18 protein-coding genes are annotated in these 18,572 nt (G+C 55.7%); 7 read left to right on the forward strand and 11 right to left on the reverse strand.

The window, feature by feature from the left end; all coding sequences use genetic code 11:
- Positions 1-47 precede the first annotated feature (47 nt).
- Positions 48-2,135 (forward strand): YccS/YhfK family putative transporter, encoded by a 2,088-nt coding sequence (locus M8013_RS04020; RefSeq protein ID WP_271266597.1) that lies wholly within the window; start codon positions 48-50, stop codon positions 2,133-2,135.
- A gap of 7 nt (positions 2,136-2,142) precedes the next feature.
- On the opposite strand, the gene argD is transcribed toward M8013_RS04020, so the two are convergent.
- The 5 genes from argD to ppiA all read right to left on the reverse strand — a co-directional run bounded on the left by argD (position 2,143) and on the right by ppiA (position 5,484).
- Positions 2,143-3,363: a bifunctional acetylornithine/succinyldiaminopimelate transaminase gene (gene argD / locus M8013_RS04025; RefSeq protein WP_271266525.1), complete on the reverse strand. Its 1,221-nt coding sequence runs from the start codon at positions 3,361-3,363 to the stop codon at positions 2,143-2,145.
- Between the two features lie 87 nt (positions 3,364-3,450).
- On the reverse strand, positions 3,451-4,014 hold the full coding sequence (gene pabA / locus M8013_RS04030; protein ID WP_271266526.1) for an aminodeoxychorismate synthase component 2: 564 nt from the start codon (positions 4,012-4,014) through the stop codon (positions 3,451-3,453).
- 29 nt (positions 4,015-4,043) lie between these two features.
- Positions 4,044-4,646 carry a putative adenosine monophosphate-protein transferase Fic gene (locus tag M8013_RS04035; RefSeq protein ID WP_271266527.1) on the reverse strand — a complete coding sequence of 201 codons (603 nt, stop codon included), beginning with the start codon at positions 4,644-4,646 and terminating at the stop codon, positions 4,044-4,046.
- The gene (locus tag M8013_RS04040) at positions 4,636-4,803 is read right to left on the reverse strand and encodes a YhfG family protein (RefSeq protein WP_271266528.1); all 168 of its coding nucleotides are present in this window, start codon (positions 4,801-4,803) and stop codon (positions 4,636-4,638) included. Before M8013_RS04040 ends, M8013_RS04035 begins: the two co-directional genes overlap by 11 nt.
- 108 nt (positions 4,804-4,911) lie before the next feature.
- Positions 4,912-5,484 carry a peptidylprolyl isomerase A gene (gene ppiA / locus M8013_RS04045; protein WP_271266529.1) on the reverse strand — a complete coding sequence of 191 codons (573 nt, stop codon included), beginning with the start codon at positions 5,482-5,484 and terminating at the stop codon, positions 4,912-4,914.
- Between the two features lie 278 nt (positions 5,485-5,762).
- Between ppiA and tsgA the strand changes: the two genes are divergently transcribed.
- From tsgA to M8013_RS04075, 6 genes are all read left to right on the forward strand, one after another.
- The gene (gene tsgA, locus M8013_RS04050; RefSeq protein WP_271266530.1) at positions 5,763-6,947 is read left to right on the forward strand and encodes an MFS transporter TsgA; all 1,185 of its coding nucleotides are present in this window, start codon (positions 5,763-5,765) and stop codon (positions 6,945-6,947) included.
- A gap of 278 nt (positions 6,948-7,225) precedes the next feature.
- On the forward strand, positions 7,226-9,769 hold the full coding sequence (gene nirB, locus M8013_RS04055) for a nitrite reductase large subunit NirB (RefSeq protein ID WP_271266531.1): 2,544 nt from the start codon (positions 7,226-7,228) through the stop codon (positions 9,767-9,769).
- The gene (nirD, locus tag M8013_RS04060) at positions 9,766-10,092 is read left to right on the forward strand and encodes a nitrite reductase small subunit NirD (protein WP_271266532.1); all 327 of its coding nucleotides are present in this window, start codon (positions 9,766-9,768) and stop codon (positions 10,090-10,092) included. Before nirB ends, nirD begins: the two co-directional genes overlap by 4 nt.
- A 78-nt stretch (positions 10,093-10,170) precedes the next feature.
- Positions 10,171-10,980, forward strand: a complete 810-nt coding sequence (gene nirC / locus M8013_RS04065; RefSeq protein WP_271266533.1) for a nitrite transporter NirC — start codon at positions 10,171-10,173, stop codon at positions 10,978-10,980.
- A gap of 11 nt (positions 10,981-10,991) precedes the next feature.
- Positions 10,992-12,365: a siroheme synthase CysG gene (gene cysG, locus M8013_RS04070; protein WP_271266534.1), complete on the forward strand. Its 1,374-nt coding sequence runs from the start codon at positions 10,992-10,994 to the stop codon at positions 12,363-12,365.
- 134 nt (positions 12,366-12,499) lie between these two features.
- Positions 12,500-12,670, forward strand: coding sequence for a YhfL family protein (locus tag M8013_RS04075; RefSeq protein ID WP_271266535.1), 171 nt, complete (start codon positions 12,500-12,502; stop codon positions 12,668-12,670).
- 59 nt (positions 12,671-12,729) lie between these two features.
- Here M8013_RS04075 and trpS read toward each other — a convergent pair whose 3' ends face one another.
- The 6 genes from trpS to aroB all read right to left on the reverse strand — a co-directional run bounded on the left by trpS (position 12,730) and on the right by aroB (position 18,571).
- Entirely contained in the window at positions 12,730-13,734 is a 1,005-nt protein-coding gene (trpS, locus tag M8013_RS04080) for a tryptophan--tRNA ligase (RefSeq protein WP_271266536.1), read from the reverse strand.
- On the reverse strand, positions 13,727-14,488 hold the full coding sequence (gene gph, locus M8013_RS04085) for a phosphoglycolate phosphatase (RefSeq protein ID WP_271266537.1): 762 nt from the start codon (positions 14,486-14,488) through the stop codon (positions 13,727-13,729). Before gph ends, trpS begins: the two co-directional genes overlap by 8 nt.
- Positions 14,481-15,158 carry a ribulose-phosphate 3-epimerase gene (gene rpe / locus M8013_RS04090; protein WP_271266538.1) on the reverse strand — a complete coding sequence of 226 codons (678 nt, stop codon included), beginning with the start codon at positions 15,156-15,158 and terminating at the stop codon, positions 14,481-14,483. Before rpe ends, gph begins: the two co-directional genes overlap by 8 nt.
- A 41-nt stretch (positions 15,159-15,199) precedes the next feature.
- On the reverse strand, positions 15,200-16,015 hold the full coding sequence (gene dam / locus M8013_RS04095; RefSeq protein WP_271266539.1) for an adenine-specific DNA-methyltransferase: 816 nt from the start codon (positions 16,013-16,015) through the stop codon (positions 15,200-15,202).
- 67 nt (positions 16,016-16,082) lie between these two features.
- On the reverse strand, positions 16,083-17,390 hold the full coding sequence (damX, locus tag M8013_RS04100; RefSeq protein ID WP_271266540.1) for a cell division protein DamX: 1,308 nt from the start codon (positions 17,388-17,390) through the stop codon (positions 16,083-16,085).
- Between the two features lie 92 nt (positions 17,391-17,482).
- Positions 17,483-18,571 (reverse strand): 3-dehydroquinate synthase, encoded by a 1,089-nt coding sequence (gene aroB / locus M8013_RS04105; protein WP_271266541.1) that lies wholly within the window; start codon positions 18,569-18,571, stop codon positions 17,483-17,485.
- Position 18,572 lies beyond the last annotated feature (1 nt).

Genomic DNA, 18,572 nt, shown 5'->3' on the forward strand with positions numbered 1-18,572 from the left:
ACGGCGTGACATCGCAAGGTGGCACGCCGTTTTTGTCTCTCTCACCCATGTGGCGCAGACTCATTTATCACCCGGAAGTTAACTACGCACTGCGGCAAACCCTGGTGCTGTGTCTCCCTGTGGCTGTGGGTTTGATCCTGGGCCATCTGCAACAAGGTCTGCTCTTCTCTCTCGTTCCTGCCTGCTGCAACATCGCGGGGCTCGACACCCCACATAAACGCTTTTTCAAACGCCTGATCGTTGGCGGTACACTGTTTGCTGGCTGTAGCCTGGCCGTACAGCTTTTACTGGCACAAGATATCCCGCTGCCGCTCATCTTGACCGTACTGGCGATGACGCTAGGCGTGACGGCGGAGTTAAGCTCCCTGCATGCGCGACTACTGCCCGCCTCGCTGATTGCCGCCATCTTTACTCTGAGCCTGGCGGGGAACATGCCGGTCTGGGAACCGTTACTGATCTATGCCCTGGGCACCCTGTGGTACGGGTTGTTCAACTGGTTCTGGTTCTGGATGTGGCGCGAACAGCCGCTACGCGAGTCGCTCAGCCTGCTCTACCAACAACTTGCGGATTATTGCGAAGCGAAATACACCCTGCTGACGCAGCACACCGATCCCGAAAAGTCGTTACCGCCGCTGCTGGCCCGTCAGCAGAAGGTCGTTGACCTGATTAGCCAGTGCTACCAGCAGTTGCACATGCTGGCGGCCAATAAAAATCATGAATACAAGCGCCTGCTGCGCGTCTTCCAGGTGGGACTCGATCTGCAGGAGCATATCTCCGTCAGCCTGCACCACCCGCATGAGGTGCAAAAGCTGGTCGAGCGCAGCCACGCGGAATCGGTGCTGCGCTGGAATGCCCAGACGGTCGCCGCCCGGCTACGGGTACTGGCGGACGATATTTTGTATCACCGCTACCCCACCCGTTTCACGATGGACAAGCAGCTTGGCGCGCTGGAGAAAATCGCCCGTCAGCATCCGGATAACCCGGTGGGCCAGTTCTGCGCCTGGCACTTCAGCCGCATTGCCCGCGTGCTGCGGACCCAGCGCCCACTTTACCCGCGCGATTTGATGGCAGATAAGCAGAAGCGCCTGCCGCTGATCCCCGCCCTGAGAAGCTATCTGTCGCTGAAATCCGCCGCCCTGCGTAACGCTGCACGTATCAGCGTAATGCTGAGTATCGCCAGCCTGATGGGCGTAGCACTGCACCTGCCTAAACCTTACTGGATCCTGATGACGGTGCTGTTCGTCACGCAAAACGGCTATGGCGCCACGCGGGTACGCATCCTGCACCGGGCGGGCGGCACGCTGGCGGGGCTGATCATCGCGGGTGTCGCCCTGCACTTTCACGTGGCGGAAGGATTTACGCTGGCGGGGATGCTGGTCATTACGCTGGTGAGCTACCTGTTTATCCGCAAGAACTACGGTTGGGCGATGGTAGGCTTTACGGTCACGGCGGTATATACCCTGCAACTGCTCACCCTGAATGGCGATCAGTATATTATCGCCCGGCTGGTCGATACCCTGATTGGCTGTCTGATTGCCTTTGGCGGGATGGTGTGGCTGTGGCCGCAGTGGCAAAGCGGGCTGTTGCGCCAGAATGCTCACGATGCGCTGGAGGCGGACCAGGAGGCAATTCGGCTGATCCTCAGTGACGATCCGCAGCCGACGCCGCTTGCCTGGCAGCGTATGAAGGTAAATCAGGCGCACAATGCCCTGTTCAACTCACTGAATCAGGCGATGCTGGAGCCCGGTTTTAACTCGGCTTATCTGGCAGATATGAAGCTGTGGGTTACCCACAGCCAGTTTATCGTCGAACATATCAACGCGATGACCACTTTGGCGCGGGAACATACGATGCTGACCCCAGACCTGGCCCAGCGTTATCTGCAGTCGTGTGAAATCGCCCTTCAGCGCTGCCAGCAGCGTCTGGAGTATGATTCAGCCGGTGAAAGCGGCGATGAGAATATCCTGGAAGCACCGGAAACCCTGACGTACGGTCCGATGAGCACGCTGGAACAGCATCTCCAGCGCGTACTGGGGCATCTGAACACCATGCACACCATTTCGTCAGTGGCCTGGCGTCAGCGCCCGCAGCACGGCATCTGGTTAACCCGGCGCCTGAAACGCACGCCCTATTAACTGGCTGCTATGCCTGAACGACGTGCTTCACCGCCTGGGCAAAGCGATTCATCCCTTCATCGATATCCTGGCTTTCCACCACCAGTGATGGCGCAAAGCGCATCACGTCCGGCCCGGCGTTGAGCACCATCACCCCGGCATTTGCCGCCGCATGCAGGAAATCGCGCGCCCGCCCCTGGTATTGCGGTTTCAGCTCGGCACCAATCAACAGCCCCATACCGCGAATGTCGCTAAAGACATCGTATTGCGCGTCGATCTGCTGGAGATGCTGCACAAACTGCTCGCGCTTGTTGTTCACGCCGCTCAGCACTGCCGGCGTATTAATGATATCGAACGCCGCGCCGGCGATCGCGCAGGCCAGCGGGTTACCGCCGTAGGTGGAACCATGGGAGCCCACGTGGAACGCCGAGGCAATGTCCTGGGTGGTGAGCACCGCGCTTACCGGGAAGCCGCCGCCCAGCGCTTTGGCGCTGGTCAGAATATCCGGCGTCACGCCATAGTGCATGTAGGCAAACAGATCCCCGGTGCGCCCCATCCCGCTCTGGACTTCATCAAACACCAGCAGCGCCTGATGCTGGTCGCACAACTCGCGCAGCCCTTGCAGGAATTCCGGGGTCGCCGCCATCACGCCGCCCTCACCCTGAATTGGTTCAACCACCACCGCACAGGTGTGATCGTCCATCACCGCTTTAACGGCATGCAGATCGTTAAACGGCACGTGGATAATATCTGCCGGTTTCGGGCCAAAGCCATCGGAATATTTTGGCTGACCGCCCACGGAGACCGTGAACAACGAACGACCGTGGAAGGCGTTATGGAAGGCGATGATTTTACTTTTATACGGACTGTGGCGCGTGGAGGCATAGTAGCGCGCCAGCTTGAAGGCCGTTTCGTTCGCTTCCGTACCGGAGTTCATAAACAGCACGCGCTCGGCAAAGGTGGCATCGATAATTTTACGGCCCAGACGCAGCGCGGGTTCATTGGTAAACACGTTACTGGTGTGCCACAGGGTTTCACCCTGAGTTTTGAGTGCCTCAACCAGCGCCGGGTGGCAGTGGCCTAACGCCGTCACCGCAATACCGCCTGCGAAATCAATATACTCTTTACCCTGCTGATCCCAGACCTTGCTGCCCTTTCCCTTTACCGGGATAAACTCAGCCGGTGCATAAATCGGCAGAATGACTTCATCGAATGTCGCGCGCGTAATTGCAGATTGTTCAGTTGCCATGTAACCCCACCCTTTTTTAAGCAAGAAGCAGAAGTGAAAATATAATCACGAAATATGCTTAAAAAATCACTTTATGGCAACTAAAAATCAACGATTGAGGAAATTAGCCAGCAGCTGGTGGCCCTGTTCGCTGAGAATGCTTTCCGGATGAAACTGCACACCTTCCAGATCCCATTCACGATGGCGGATGCCCATAATCTCACGGGTCTCGCTCCAGGCGGTCACCTCGAAGCAATCCGGTAAGGTTGGTGGGTCAATCACCAGCGAGTGATAGCGGGTGACGGTCAGGGGATTATTCAGGCCACAGAATACACCTGTGCCCGTGTGCGTCACCGGGGAAGTTTTGCCGTGCATCACTTTGGCCGCGCGAACAATCGTCGCGCCAAACGCCTGGCCAATCGCCTGATGACCCAGGCAGACGCCAAGAATCGGTCGCTTACCGGCATAGTGGCGGATTGCAGCCAGCGAGATGCCGGATTCATCCGGGGTACAGGGGCCGGGGGAGATCACAATTTTGTTCGGGTTCAACGCCGCGATGTCCGCCAGCGACAGCGCATCGTTACGCCGGACGATAACCTCGGCACCGAGTTCACAGAAATACTGGTATAAGTTCCAGGTGAAGGAATCGTAGTTATCAATCAGCAGAATCATGGCGGCTCCCGAAAAATGGCCGCCCTATTCTACTCAGTTTCCCGTGCTTCGCTCACCACTTTGCTGAAGATTGTATTGAGCGCGCTCAGATCCCCCATCGCCCCGCTCTGATTGGCCTGCGCCCAGTCATCCGGCTCAATGCCGCGCCAGTCGAGCTGATAGCCCGCGTGGATCGCCAGCTGCTCAAAGAAAATGCGCTGCACAATGCCGTTACCAATGCGGAACGGATGCAGGACGTTAATTTCACAATAGTAATGGCTGAGACGATTTATGAAGGGCTCTTTCGCCAGCCCGACGAGGTATGACTCGTCTTCCAAATCCTGCATCAGGGCGTTGCCCTCTTTTTCGATATAGGCAAAGTGGCAGAATCGGGTATCACCTTGATAAATGTCGATCTCACGGATATCGCCCGCCCAGTCAAAAATGTCCTGGTACAGGTGCTGATGCAGAGCGCAGAGGTGCGGCAAACCGCGTGAAGGTGGCCCCAGGGTCAAGGTCGCGGCGCGCAGGGCAGTTAATTCATACGCCGCCTGCGCAAGGCGCTCGGCCTGACGAATGCCCAGCCGGTTACGCATCACGTTCAGCCCGGGATAGAGGTAAGGATCGCGGCCATTGCCAAATTTATCGCTCATAGTGCCTCCTGAGTTCCTCAAGGCGCACCTGCGCATCGTCTGCGCTGAGCGTAATTAGCGCGCTATCAACACCTTCAAGACGCCGACTGGCCTGAAAATTTGCGTTACGCTGCTGTTCCCAGAGACGGGATTTTTGCTTGTCAGTGAGCTTTTTCATCTTTTACCTCCCTGAATGGGCCCGTGTTGCCACAAGTATAAGCAGCAAACTGCGGTTTCGCAGGGAGGAAAAGGCAACGCGGACAACGGATGCCCGCGTATTCAATGATTAAGGCAGAACCTTAGCAGAGAGGATAACTACCGGTTTTGTAGGGACATTCTGGTAAGGGCCGACGTTATGGGTCTGCACCTGAGAGATTTTATCGGCCACGTCCATGCCTTTCACAACTTTACCAAATACCGCATAGCCAAAATCACGCTGGCCGTGGTCGAGGAAGGCGTTATCCGCCACATTGAGGAAGAACTGGCTGGTCGCGCTGTCTTTGTCGGCAGTACGCGCCATAGAGATGGTGCCACGCGTATTGCGCAGGCCGTTATCCGCTTCGTTTTTGATTGGCGGGTTCGGCTGCTTCTGCTGCATCTGCTCGTTGAACCCACCGCCCTGCAGCATAAAGCCCGGGATCACGCGGTGGAATGTGGTGTTGTTATAAAAACCGCTGTTAACGTAGTCGAGGAAGTTTTTCACAGAAACGGGAGCTTTCTGGCTATCCAGTTCCAGCTCAATATTACCCGCAGAGGTGGTCAGCAGAACGTGCGGGTCTCCTTTGGCTGCCAGCGCAGCAGGAGAAAGAGCAGATAAGGCAAGTACAGCCGCGACAGCCGCCAGGGTTGATTTGAGCATGAGAATTCCTTAACAAAGCGCAGTAAAGAAAGCGAGTGGCTTGATTCTAAAGAGCAGTATGGGCATAGGCCAGCCATTTACCTAATTTTACCAATTTGAAACAGATGTAACCGTCCGGCGAAGGAATGCGCGCGATTACGATGCGACATTAATCACACTCACTACTGCAATTGTTATTTAATTTCTCATAAAAGATTTAATTAGATCACATTCACGACTAAAATCTGGCCGTTCTCAGCGCCGTCAACGCGCTTTACATTTCTATTCACAGGCCAGTCATGACTAACAGCAATCGTATCAAGCTCACATGGATCAGCTTCTTTTCCTACGCCCTTACCGGTGCGTTGGTGATCGTCACCGGGATGGTGATGGGAAATATCGCAGATTATTTCAACCTGCCCGTTTCCAGCATGAGTAATACCTTTACCTTTCTTAACGCCGGGATCTTGATCTCTATCTTCCTCAACGCCTGGCTGATGGAGATCGTTCCCCTGAAAACGCAGCTGCGTTTTGGCTTTGTGCTGATGGTCGCCGCGGTTGCAGGACTGATGCTCAGCCACAGCATCGCCCTGTTCTCCGCCGCTATGTTCGTGCTCGGGCTGGTCAGCGGGATCACCATGTCGATCGGCACCTTCCTCATTACCCATATGTATGAAGGGCGTCAGCGCGGCGCACGCCTGCTGTTCACCGACTCCTTCTTCAGCATGGCGGGGATGATCTTCCCGATGGTCGCCGCCGTTTTGCTGGCGCGCAGCATCGAGTGGTACTGGGTGTATGCCAGCATCGGCCTGGTGTACGTGGCCATTTTTGTGCTGACCTTCGGCTGTGAATTCCCGGTGCTCGGCAAAAAAGCAGTGCAGGCCGACAACCCGGTGGTGAAAGAGAAATGGGGGATCGGCGTGCTGTTCCTGTCGGTCGCCGCCCTGTGCTACATCCTCGGCCAGCTGGGCTTTATTTCCTGGGTTCCGGAGTATGCGAAAGGGCTGGGCATGAGCCTGAACGATGCCGGTCAGCTGGTGAGTGATTTCTGGATGTCTTACATGTTCGGTATGTGGGCATTCAGTTTTATCCTGCGCTACTTCGACCTGCAGCGGATCCTCACCGTACTGGCGGGTGCGGCAACCGTGCTGATGTACCTGTTTATCAACGGCTCCGCAGAGCAGATGCCGTGGTTCATCATGACGCTCGGCTTTTTCTCCAGCGCCATTTATACCTCGCTCATTACCCTGGGCTCTCTGCAGACGAAAGTGGCCTCGCCGAAGCTGGTTAACTTTGTCCTGACTTGCGGCACCATTGGCACCATGCTGACCTTCGTGGTCACCGGCCCGATTGTGGCGCACAGCGGTCCGCTGGCGGCGCTGCACACCGCAAACGGTCTGTATGCCGTGGTGTTCGTTATGTGCCTGGTGCTCGGTTTCGTCACCCGCCATCGTCAGCATACGGTCGCTGCCACCTCTCATTGATCCGCTTCTCGATCCCCGTCTGAAAAGAGGCCGCTTCTGCGGCCTCCTCCAAATTGCTCCTTAAATAAAGAGGAGTATGCATATCGATTAATAAGCCGCCTAATTTGTATGCAAAATAGCATTCCTGAAAAGCCTGCCATTTCCGCTACTTATAAAAACCCTGACAAATCAGCAATATACTCCTTAGGGAGTAGTTGCGGGCTGAATTGATTTACATCAATAAGCGCCGTTGCTGAATCGTTAAGGTAGGCAGTAATAGAAAAGAAATCGAGGCAAAAATGAGCAAAGTCAGACTCGCTATCATCGGTAACGGCATGGTCGGTCACCGCTTTATTGAGGACCTTCTCGATAAAGCCGACGCTACCCAGTTCGATATTACCGTGTTCTGTGAAGAACCCCGCAAGGCGTACGACCGCGTGCACCTCTCCTCCTACTTCTCACACCATACCGCCGAAGAGCTCTCTCTGGTACGCGAAGGTTTTTACGAGAAGCATGGCGTGAAGGTACTGGTGGGCGAACGCGCTATCACCATTAACCGTCAGGAAAAAGTGATCCATTCCAGTGCGGGACGCACGGTTTTTTACGACAAGCTGATTATGGCGACGGGCTCTTACCCGTGGATCCCACCGATCAAGGGTTCCGAAACTCAGGATTGCTTCGTTTATCGCACCATTGAAGATCTCAACGCCATCGAGTCCTGCGCCCGTCGCAGCAAACGCGGCGCGGTGGTCGGCGGCGGTCTGCTCGGTCTGGAAGCGGCCGGCGCGCTGAAGAATTTAGGCGTTGAAACCCACGTCATCGAATTTGCCCCGATGCTGATGGCCGAGCAGCTTGACCACATGGGTGGCGATCAGCTCAAACGCAAAATTGAAAGCATGGGTGTGAAAGTTCACACCAGCAAAAACACCAAAGAGATCGTTCAGGAAGGCACCGAAGGCCGCAAAACCATGCGCTTTGCCGACGGCAGCGAGCTGGAAGTTGACTTTATCGTCTTCTCTACCGGTATTCGCCCACGCGACAAGCTGGCCACCCAGTGCGGTCTGACCGTTGCCCAGCGCGGCGGCATCACCATTAATTCCACCTGCCAGACCTCCGATCCGGATATCTACGCGATCGGCGAATGCGCCAGCTGGGAAAACCACGTTTACGGTCTGGTCGCCCCTGGCTACAAAATGGCGCAGGTTGCCGTTGACCATATCCTCGGCAATGAAAACGCCTTTGAAGGCGCAGACATGAGCGCCAAGCTGAAACTGCTGGGGGTTGACGTAGGCGGTATTGGCGATGCACACGGTCGCACACCAAAATCTCGCAGCTACGTTTACCTCGACGAGAACAAAGAAGTTTATAAACGTCTGATCGTCAGTGAAGACAACAAAATCCTGCTCGGCGCGGTGCTGGTCGGTGATACCAGTGATTTCGGCAACCTGCTGCAGCTGGTGCTGAACGCCATTGAACTGCCAGAAAACCCGGACGCGCTGATCCTGCCCGCCCATGCTGCTGGTGGTAAGCCGTCTATCGGCGTCGATAAACTGCCGGATAGCGCGCAGATTTGTTCCTGCTTCGATGTCACCAAAGGCATGCTGGTCTCTGCCATCAACAAAGGGTGCCACACCGTTGCCGCCCTGAAGGCCGCGACCAAAGCCGGTACCGGCTGCGGGGGCTGTATCCCGCTGGTAACCCAGGTGCTCAACGCCGAGCTGGCGAAACAGGGTATCGAAGTCAGCCACAACCTGTGTGAGCACTTCGCCTACTCTCGCCAGGAGCTGTACCATCTGATCCGCGTCGAAGGCATTAAATCCTTCGACGAGCTGCTGGAAAAACACGGCCAGGGCTATGGCTGTGAAGTGTGTAAACCAACCGTCGGCTCGCTGCTGGCCTCCTGCTGGAATGAGTACGTTCTCAAACCGCAGCACACACCGTTGCAGGATACCAACGACAACTTCCTGGCTAACATCCAGAAAGACGGTACTTACTCAGTGATCCCACGTTCTGCTGGCGGCGAAATCACCCCGGAAGGGCTGGTGGCAGTAGGTCGCGTGGCGCGTGAATTCAACCTGTACACCAAAATTACCGGTTCTCAGCGTATCGGCCTGTTCGGCGCGCAAAAAGACGATCTGCCGGAAATCTGGCGTCAGCTGATTGAAGCGGGCTTCGAAACTGGTCATGCGTATGCTAAAGCGCTGCGGATGGCCAAAACCTGCGTCGGCAGCACCTGGTGCCGTTACGGCGTGGGCGACAGCGTCGGCTTCGGCGTGGAACTGGAAAACCGCTACAAAGGCATCCGTACCCCGCACAAAATGAAGTTCGGTGTCTCTGGCTGTACCCGTGAATGTGCCGAAGCACAGGGTAAAGATGTGGGTATCATCGCCACCGAAAAAGGCTGGAACCTGTACGTGTGCGGTAACGGTGGGATGAAACCACGCCACGCGGATCTGCTGGCCGCGGATCTTGACCGTGAAACACTGCTTAACTATCTCGACCGTTTCATGATGTTCTACATCCGTACCGCCGACAAACTGACCCGTACCGCACCGTGGCTTGATAACCTGGAAGGCGGCATCGACTACCTGAAGTCGGTCATCATCGATGACAAACTCGGCCTGAACGCGACGCTGGAAGAAGAGATGGCGCGCCTGCGTGACGCCGTGATTTGCGAATGGACTGAAACCGTCAACACCCCGGCGGCACAGGTTCGCTTCAAACACTTTATCAACAGCACCCAGCGCGATCCGAGCGTTCAGATTGTGCCAGAGCGCGAGCAACATCGCCCGGCCACGCCGTATGAACGTATTCCGGTCACTCTGGTGGAGGAAAACGCATGAGCCAGTGGGTAAACATCTGCAAAATCGACGACATCCTGCCCGCTACCGGCGTGTGTGCGCTGCTGGGTCATGAGCAGGTCGCCATTTTCCGTCCGCGCCAGGATGAACAGGTTTTTGCGATCAGCAATATCGACCCGTTCTTTGAGGCCAGCGTCCTGTCACGCGGCCTTATCGCCGAACATCAGGGTGAGCTGTGGGTTGCCAGCCCGCTGAAAAAGCAGCGCTTTCGTCTGAGCGACGGCCACTGTATGGAAGATGAAAGCCACTCTGTTAAGCACTATGACGTTCGTGTGAAAGACGGCAAGGTGCAGCTGCGAGGCTAATTGAAACGGGGGTGCAATGCCCCCGCTATTTTATTTTTATTTCGTTTTTGTTTTATTTCTATTAATCAGGATAATCATATGTTTACAGACACTATTAATAAGTGTGCGGCTAATGCTGCGCGTATCGCACGTCTCAGTAAAGAGAGTCCTCTCGGCTTTTGGGTCAGTTCCGCGATGGCGGGGGCCTATGTCGGTCTGGGGATTATTTTAATTTTCACCCTCGGTAACCTGCTCGATCCCTCCGTGCGTCCGCTGGTGATGGGAGCGACCTTTGGCATCGCGTTAACCCTGGTGATCATCGCCGGTTCTGAGCTGTTCACCGGTCACACCATGTTCCTGACATTCGGTGTTAAAGCGGGCACGATCACCCAGGGTCAGATGTGGGCGATTCTGCCGCAAACCTGGCTCGGTAATCTGGTCGGCTCGGTGTTCGTTGCCCTGCTGTACAGCTGGGGTGGCGGTAGCCTGCTGCCGGTGGATACCAGCCTCATTCACACCGCCGCGCTGGCAAAAACCACCGCTCCGGCCATGGTTCTGTTCTTTAAAGGCGCGCTCTGTAACTGGCTGGTGTGTCTGGCAATCTGGATGGCAGTCCGTACTGAAGGCGCAGCGAAATTTATCGCTATCTGGTGGTGTCTGCTGGCCTTCATCGCCTCCGGCTACGAGCACTCCGTTGCCAACATGACTCTGTTTGCGCTCTCCTGGTTCGGCCATCACAGCGAAGCGTACACGCTGTCAGGCATTGGTCATAACCTGCTGTGGGTAACGCTTGGCAATACCCTTTCTGGTGTTGTATTTATGGGCTGGGGTTACTGGTATGCTACCCCGAAAGCGGAGCGTCCGACTCCTGCAACCATCGCAACCGTTCAGGCGAAAGCCAACCAGTAAGAGGTAATGTCGTGGATCACCTGCCAATATTCTGTCAATTACGTCATCGCGACTGCCTGCTCGTAGGGGGTGGCGATGTGGCTGAACGCAAAGCCCGCCTGCTGTTAGAGGCAGGTGCCCGACTCACCGTCAATGCTCTCGACTTTGCCCCGCAGTTTACTGCATGGGCACAGGAAGGCATGCTCACCCTTGTCGAGGGTGAGTTCACCGAATCCCTGCTCGATACCTGCTGGCTGACCATTGCCGCCACCGACGACGATGCGGTCAACCAGCGCGTCAGCGACGCCTGTGAAGTGCGGCGTATCTTCTGCAACGTGGTAGATGCCCCGAAAGAGGCGAGCTTTATCATGCCGTCGATTATCGACCGCTCGCCGTTGATGGTGGCCGTCTCCTCCGGCGGAACATCGCCGGTGCTGGCGCGTCTGCTGCGCGAAAAACTGGAGGCGATCCTGCCGCAGCACCTGGGCAAAGTGGCTCACTATGCCGGGACATTACGTCCCCGGGTGAAGCAGCAGTTCGCAACCGTTGGCGAACGTCGACGCTTCTGGGAAAAGTTCTTTGTTAACGACCGGCTAGCCCAGTCGCTGGCAAATGAAGATCAAAAAGCGGTGGATGACACCACCGAGCAACTGCTGGCTGCCCCGCTCGATCACCGCGGTGAAGTGGTGCTGGTGGGCGCAGGTCCGGGCGATGCGGGTCTGTTAACGCTGAAGGGCCTGCAGCAGATCCAGCAGGCAGATGTGGTGGTGTATGACCGCCTGGTCTCTGATGACATCATGAATCTGGTTCGCCGCGATGCGGATCGGGTGTTTGTCGGCAAGCGCGCGGGATATCACTGTGTGCCTCAGGAAGAGATTAACCAGATCCTGCTGCGTGAAGCGCAAAAAGGAAAACGCGTGGTGCGTCTTAAAGGCGGCGATCCGTTTATCTTCGGGCGAGGTGGTGAAGAGCTTGAAACGCTGTGTAATGCGGGCATTCCGTTCTCGGTGGTGCCTGGCATTACGGCTGCATCGGGTTGTTCTGCCTATTCCGGTATTCCGCTGACCCACCGTGACTACGCCCAAAGCGTGCGCCTGGTTACCGGACACCTGAAAACCGGCGCTGAGCTGGACTGGCATAATCTGGCCGCTGAAAAGCAGACGCTGGTGTTCTACATGGGTCTGAACCAGGCCGCCACCATTCAGGCCAAACTGCTCGAACATGGCATGGATGCAGAGATGCCGGTGGCGCTGGTTGAAAATGGCACCTCCATCAAGCAGCGCGTGGTGAGCGGCGTCCTGACCCAGCTCGGTGAACTGGCCCAGCAGGTTGAAAGCCCGGCGCTGATTGTGGTCGGCCGCGTGGTGGCGCTGCGCGACAAACTCAACTGGTTCTCTAATCACTAAGCCAGACTGAACATATTCCCCGCTAAAAGAGTAGTCCTGTTATGGACTACTCCTCTCTTACCGTGATCGATAAAATCCCCTCCGCGAAAGCACATTTTCTATATATTCCCTCACGTTACAGACAAGGAAGCGTTATGTTCAAACTGGCAAAGATTGCCCTCATTGCAGGCATTCTGACCACCCTGACCGCTTGCACCGGCCATGTGCAAAATACCAAAAATAATTGCAGCTACGATTACCTACTGCACCCGGCGATCTCCATTTCGAAGATCATCGGCGGCTGTGGCCCGGCAGCTAATCAGTAAGCTTTTTTCAGGCATAAAAAAACCGGGAATTTCCCGGTTTTTTTACGTCTGGCTTAGACTTATGGCTTCACCACAAACCCAATAGCTTCGTACACCGCTTTCAGGGTTTCAGAGGCGCGCGCGCTGGCTTTCTCAGCACCGTCTTTCATCACTTTCTGCAGGAAGGCTTCGTCATTACGGTACTGGTTATAGCGCGCCTGCAACTCGGTAAGCATGCCGGAGACTGCATCAGCCACTTCACCTTTCAGATGACCATACATTTTGCCTTCGAAGTGCTTCTCCAGCTCAGGAATGCTCTGCCCAGTAACGCCGGAGAGGATATCCAGCAGGTTAGAAACACCCGCTTTGTTCTGCACATCGTAACGCACCACAGCCGGCTCGTCAGAATCGGTGACCGCACGCTTGAGCTTCTTCACGACCGCTTTTGGATCTTCCAGCAGGCCGATCACGTTGTTACGATTATCGTCCGACTTGGACATCTTCTTGGTCGGATCCAGCAGGGACATCACGCGAGCGCCGGACTTCGGAATGAACGGCTCTGGCACCTTGAAGACGTCGCCGTAAATCGCATTAAAGCGCTGGGCGATATCGCGGCTCAACTCCAGATGCTGTTTCTGGTCTTCACCCACGGGGACCTGGTTGGTCTGGTACAGTAGAATGTCGGCTGCCATCAGTACCGGGTAATCAAACAGACCGGCGTTGATGTTTTCAGCATAGCGGGCGGATTTGTCTTTGAACTGGGTCATGCGGCTCAGTTCGCCGAAATAGGTATAGCAGTTCAGTGCCCAGCCCAGCTGCGCATGCTCCGGTACGTGAGACTGAACGAAAATGGTGCTTTTCTCAGGGTCGATACCGCAGGCCAGATACAGCGCCAGGGTGTCCAGCGTCGCTTTGCGCAGTTTTTCCGGATCCTGACGGGCGGTGATCGCGTGTAAGTCCACGATGCAGTAGATGCAGTGGTAGTCGTCCTGCATGCCCACCCACTGACGCAGCGCACCCATATAGTTGCCAATGGTCAGTTCACCTGAGGGCTGTGCGCCACTAAAAACGATGGGCTTAGTCATTTTTCAATTCCTGATTTTCACTGTGCGAAAGCCCGAGCACGGGCAGTAAATCTTTGAAGTGGTCGAAGATAAAATCCGGCTCACTCAGCGTAATAGACTCACCGTAGTTGTAGCCATAGGTCAGGCCCACGGACGGGCAACCTGCAGCCCTGGCCGCCAGAATATCATTGCGCGAATCGCCAACAAAGAGCAGCGCGTCAGGGGTTAAGGATAATTTTCCTGCCACCAGCAGCAGCGGTTCCGGATGCGGCTTCTTGTTCTGCACGTCATCGCCACCCACAATCACGGAGAAGTACTTCGCGATATCCAGTGCTTCCAGCAGCGGCGCAACAAACGCCGTCGGTTTGTTAGTGACCAGCGCCAGCGGCATGCCGCTGCTGTGCAGCGCGCTCAGCGTACCGGCTACGTCAGGGAACAGGAAGCTACCTTCTTCTACCGTCTGCTCATAGAAACGGTTAAACAGCTTACGCAACACGCGAACCTGCTCTTCCTGTGGGATATCCGCATGATCGACGCCCGCTTTGCCCTGCGCCGCACGCTGGATGGCACGTTCCTGACGCGACCAGCTTAAGGCGCGCTCCATCAGTACATCTGCACCGTTGCCAATCCACGTCACCACGCGATCTTCGCCCGCAACCGGCAGCTCCAGCGCATACAGCGCCTGATCAACTGCGCTGGTTAAGCCCGGCGCGCTGTCAACCAGCGTACCGTCGAGGTCAAACGCAACGCCCCGAATTGCCTGCAAATTATCCATGACTTACCTTCGCCAGTTCACTGCGCATCTCATCAATGACTTTTTTGTAGTCCGGCTGATCGAAAATCGCCGACCCCGCCACGAACATATCCGCACCGGCTGCGGCGATTTCGCCAATATTGTTCACCTTCACGCCGCCATCCACTTCCAGACGAATATCGTAACCGGATTCGTCGATACGACGACGCACTTCACGCAGCTTATCCAGCGTCTGTGGGATGAATGACTGACCGCCAAAGCCCGGGTTTACGGACATCAGCAGGATCACGTCCAGCTTGTCCATCACGTAATCGAGATAGCTCAGCGGTGTCGCCGGGTTAAACACCAGGCCGGCCTTACAGCCGTGCTCTTTGATAAGCTGCAAGGTGCGATCGACGTGTTCAGAGGCTTCAGGATGGAAGGTAATGATGCTGGCCCCTGCGGCGGCAAAATCCGGCACAATGCGATCAACCGGTTTGACCATCAGGTGCACATCAATCGGCGCGGTTACGCCATACTTGCGCAGTGCCTTCAGCACCATCGGTCCGATGGTCAGGTTAGGCACATAGTGGTTATCCATAACGTCGAAATGAACGACATCCGCACCGGCAGCCAGTGCTTTCGCGGTGTCTTCGCCCAGACGGGCAAAATCAGCCGACAGAATTGAGGGTGCAATCAAATACTGTTTCATCCGCATCTCCTTGAACTGTGTTTAACGGCGGGCGAAACGGCTCAGGGTCGATAGAGAGCCAGCAGTTCGTCCACCTTTTTACGTGTACCGCCGTTGCTGCTGATGCTGCGCCGGACTTTGACGACATGCCGTTCGGTCGCCAGGTGGTACCACTCGCGGGTCAATGCCGTGTCGTGGTTTGAAATCAATACCGGGATCTGCTGGTTCACCAGGCCTTCGGCGATTTGCGCCAGATGGGCCTGCTGTTCCATATTAAAACTGTTGGTGTGATACGCCGTAAAGTTTGCCGTCGCTGAAAGCGGCGCATAGGGCGGATCGCAGTAGACAACCGAATCCTGTTTTGCACGAGCCATGCTGTCGGCATACGACTCGCAGAAGAATTGGGCATTCTGCGCCTTTTGCGCAAAATGATACAACTCGTTCTCCGGGAAGTAGGGGCGCTTATAGCGGCCAAACGGCACGTTGAATTCCCCACGCAGGTTGTACCGGCACAGACCGTTGTAGCCATGGCGATTGAGATACAGGAACAGCACTGCGCGTCGGAACAGATCGGTACTCTGATTAAATTCCTGACGGAACTGGTAATACAATACCGGATCGTTAGTTTCAGGCGTAAAGAGTTTACGCGCTTCCTGAACGTACTCGTCGGTACGCTCTTTAACGATGGTATAGAGGCTGATCAGGTCGATGTTGATATCCGCAAGGATATAACGGGAATAATCGGTATTCAGAAATACCGATCCCGCGCCAACAAACGGCTCTACAAGGCACTCGCCTGGCGGCAGGTGTTTTTGAATATCATCGAGCAGGGGGTATTTCCCCCCTGCCCATTTCAGAAAAGCGCGATTTTTTTTCATGCTGACTAACTAATTACACCTTCTCCGGCTGTGGAGAAAGCTCCGACAGCATCCTGCGCTTCACAGATTACTTCAAATCGGACTGAACCTGACGGATCGGTTTCGCCCACGGGTTTTTTGCCTGAACATCGGCTGGCAGTGTGGCAACAGCGCGTTTCGCTTCGTCTTTCGAGCCATACACACCGCTCACCAGCACGTACCACGGCTGACCGTTACGGGTTGTCTCGTAAACCACGAAGTTTTTCAGATTCGATTTATTCGCCCAGCTGTTCAGATTGTCATAGCTGGAAGAACTGCTCAACTGCAGCGTGTAGTTGCTGGAAGGAGCAGATTTCAACGAACCCACATTGCCCGCGGATTTACCGGTGCTGGCAGCGGCTGTCGGCTTGGATGCCGCCGGAGTCGAAGCCGTTGCCGTCGCGGCTGGCGCTGTAGTCGCTGTCGCTTTTGGCGCAGTGGCTGTTGCAGCAGGTGCGGTGGTCGGTGCGCGAGTAACAGTTTCAGTGTGTTTCGGCTGAGTAACCGCTTTTGGCTCCTCCGCTTTCGCGACTGGCTGCGGCTTCACTTCACGCTTCGGCTCAATAACCGTCTGCTTACGTTCCTGCTGTGCGGCAGGCTTGGTCTGACGCGGCGTAGATTCTGTTGTTGCCGCCGCATGCTGCTGGCTGGCAGCACCACGGATTGGCGCAACGGTCGCAGGTTCGGTCGGCAGCGTAGAGTTGACCACCACGTTGTTGACCTGCTCCTGATTCTGCGGCTGGGTCAGCGCATTATTCAGATCGCCCTGAACTTCAACACGCTGCTGGCCCTGCGGAGTTACAGGGGCCTGGCCCTCAGTCGGCGTGGACGCCACTGGCGGCAAGGAGATATCCTGCTGGGTATTCCCGGCAGTATTCTCGGCAGATGTGGTGCCTGGCGCTGGCTGAGTACTTCCATTTGCCTGATCGGCAGTATCACCAGAAAGGTTGATACTCTTCTCGCCGGAGGCGGTTTGATCGGCTGGTGCTGACGGTGCTTTAAGCGCGGAGCCAATGCCGATAATCAGCAACAGCAGAACCAGTATGCCAAGACCCATCATGATGTACTGACGCGAGGCGGGCTTTGCCGCAGCGGCTTTACGCTTACGTGGACGACGCTCAACGGCCTCTTCGTCCACTAACTCATCGTCGGACTCATAGTCATCTTCTTCACGAACAGGGCGCTCTTCACGAACAGGGCGGCTACGCGATGGACGCTGGTCATCGGTATCCAGATCAACTTCATCAAAGTTGATTTGCGGTTCGTTATCACGTTCAGAAGACTGACGAGTACGACCACCAGTACGACGATCGCTGGGATCGGGTTTCAGCTCGTCTTCTGGTTTGAATTCATCCATTTAACACCCCACTCAAAGGCTTATGCCTACGACTTTGCATTTCACCTGAAGCTAAATGGCCACGTTTTATCGCAGCCAGACCTTTCTAATTTTTACGCTTGCTGGCAATCAGCAATTGCGCCAAGTACGACATCGTGCGGTACACCGCCACGCACTTCACTCTTACCTACTGCAAGCGGGAGTACCAGTCGCATCTCGCCTGCCAATACTTTTTTATCGCGCATCATATGCGGCAAATAGGCTTGCGCAGACATTTCTCGCGGCCCTGTCACCGGTAACCCGGCGCGCTCAAGCAGCGTGATAATGCGTTGTGTCTCAGCCGCTGTGAACTGACCCAGGCGCTCCGCAGTACGTGCGGCCATCACCATGCCCGCCGCGACAGCTTCACCATGCAACCAGTTGCCATAGCCCATTTCGGCTTCAATAGCGTGGCCGTAGGTGTGCCCCAGATTCAGTAAAGCACGTAAGCCGGTTTCGCGCTCGTCTGCGGCAACGACTTCTGCTTTCAGCTCACAGCAACGGCGAATACAGTACGCCATCGCCTGACCATCAAGACGCAACAAGGCATCCATATTCTCTTCGAGCCAGCTAAAGAACTCGCCGTCCAGAATAATGCCGTATTTGATCACTTCCGCCAGCCCGGAGGCCAGCTCACGCTGAGGCAACGTTTTAAGACAGTCGAGATCCACCACCACCGAAGCGGGCTGGTAGAAGGCACCTATCATATTTTTGCCAAGCGGATGATTGACGGCAGTTTTGCCGCCAACAGAAGAGTCGACCTGCGACAACAACGTGGTTGGGATCTGAATAAAGCGCACGCCACGTTGATAACTTGCCGCAGCAAAGCCCGTAAGATCGCCAACAACACCGCCGCCTAAAGCAAGCAGTGTAGTGTCGCGACCGTGCGGTTTTTGCAGTAATGCGGTAAAGACGGTATCCAGTACCGTCAGGCTTTTATACTGCTCGCCATCAGGCAGAATCACACTGTCGACCTTCACGCCAGCCCGTTCAAGCTGCTGACGTACGCGGTCGAGATAAAGCGGAGCCAGCGTCTCATTGGTGACCAGCATAGCCTGATCACCCGCTTTCAGTGGTAAGAAGGAAGCTGGGTCGTTAAACAAACCAGCCGCGATAGTGATAGGGTAACTCCGTTCCCCGAGAGTAACTGTAATCCTCTCCATA

Origin of the sequence: Silvania confinis (assembly GCF_025564085.1) — a bacterium.
GTDB classification, from domain to species: Bacteria; Pseudomonadota; Gammaproteobacteria; order Enterobacterales; family Enterobacteriaceae; genus Enterobacter; species Enterobacter confinis.

Coding starts and splice junctions, on each gene's coding strand:
- M8013_RS04020 (WP_271266597.1), top strand. CDS start 48: ATGTGGCGCAGACTCATTTATCACCCGGAAGTTAACTACGCACTGCGG.
- argD (WP_271266525.1), bottom strand. CDS start 3,363: ATGGCAACTGAACAATCTGCAATTACGCGCGCGACATTCGATGAAGTC.
- pabA (WP_271266526.1), bottom strand. CDS start 4,014: ATGATTCTGCTGATTGATAACTACGATTCCTTCACCTGGAACTTATAC.
- M8013_RS04035 (WP_271266527.1), bottom strand. CDS start 4,646: ATGAGCGATAAATTTGGCAATGGCCGCGATCCTTACCTCTATCCCGGG.
- M8013_RS04040 (WP_271266528.1), bottom strand. CDS start 4,803: ATGAAAAAGCTCACTGACAAGCAAAAATCCCGTCTCTGGGAACAGCAG.
- ppiA (WP_271266529.1), bottom strand. CDS start 5,484: ATGCTCAAATCAACCCTGGCGGCTGTCGCGGCTGTACTTGCCTTATCT.
- tsgA (WP_271266530.1), top strand. CDS start 5,763: ATGACTAACAGCAATCGTATCAAGCTCACATGGATCAGCTTCTTTTCC.
- nirB (WP_271266531.1), top strand. CDS start 7,226: ATGAGCAAAGTCAGACTCGCTATCATCGGTAACGGCATGGTCGGTCAC.
- nirD (WP_271266532.1), top strand. CDS start 9,766: ATGAGCCAGTGGGTAAACATCTGCAAAATCGACGACATCCTGCCCGCT.
- nirC (WP_271266533.1), top strand. CDS start 10,171: ATGTTTACAGACACTATTAATAAGTGTGCGGCTAATGCTGCGCGTATC.
- M8013_RS04075 (WP_271266535.1), top strand. CDS start 12,500: ATGTTCAAACTGGCAAAGATTGCCCTCATTGCAGGCATTCTGACCACC.
- trpS (WP_271266536.1), bottom strand. CDS start 13,734: ATGACTAAGCCCATCGTTTTTAGTGGCGCACAGCCCTCAGGTGAACTG.
- gph (WP_271266537.1), bottom strand. CDS start 14,488: ATGGATAATTTGCAGGCAATTCGGGGCGTTGCGTTTGACCTCGACGGT.
- rpe (WP_271266538.1), bottom strand. CDS start 15,158: ATGAAACAGTATTTGATTGCACCCTCAATTCTGTCGGCTGATTTTGCC.
- dam (WP_271266539.1), bottom strand. CDS start 16,015: ATGAAAAAAAATCGCGCTTTTCTGAAATGGGCAGGGGGGAAATACCCC.
- damX (WP_271266540.1), bottom strand. CDS start 17,390: ATGGATGAATTCAAACCAGAAGACGAGCTGAAACCCGATCCCAGCGAT.
- aroB (WP_271266541.1), bottom strand. CDS start 18,571: ATGGAGAGGATTACAGTTACTCTCGGGGAACGGAGTTACCCTATCACT.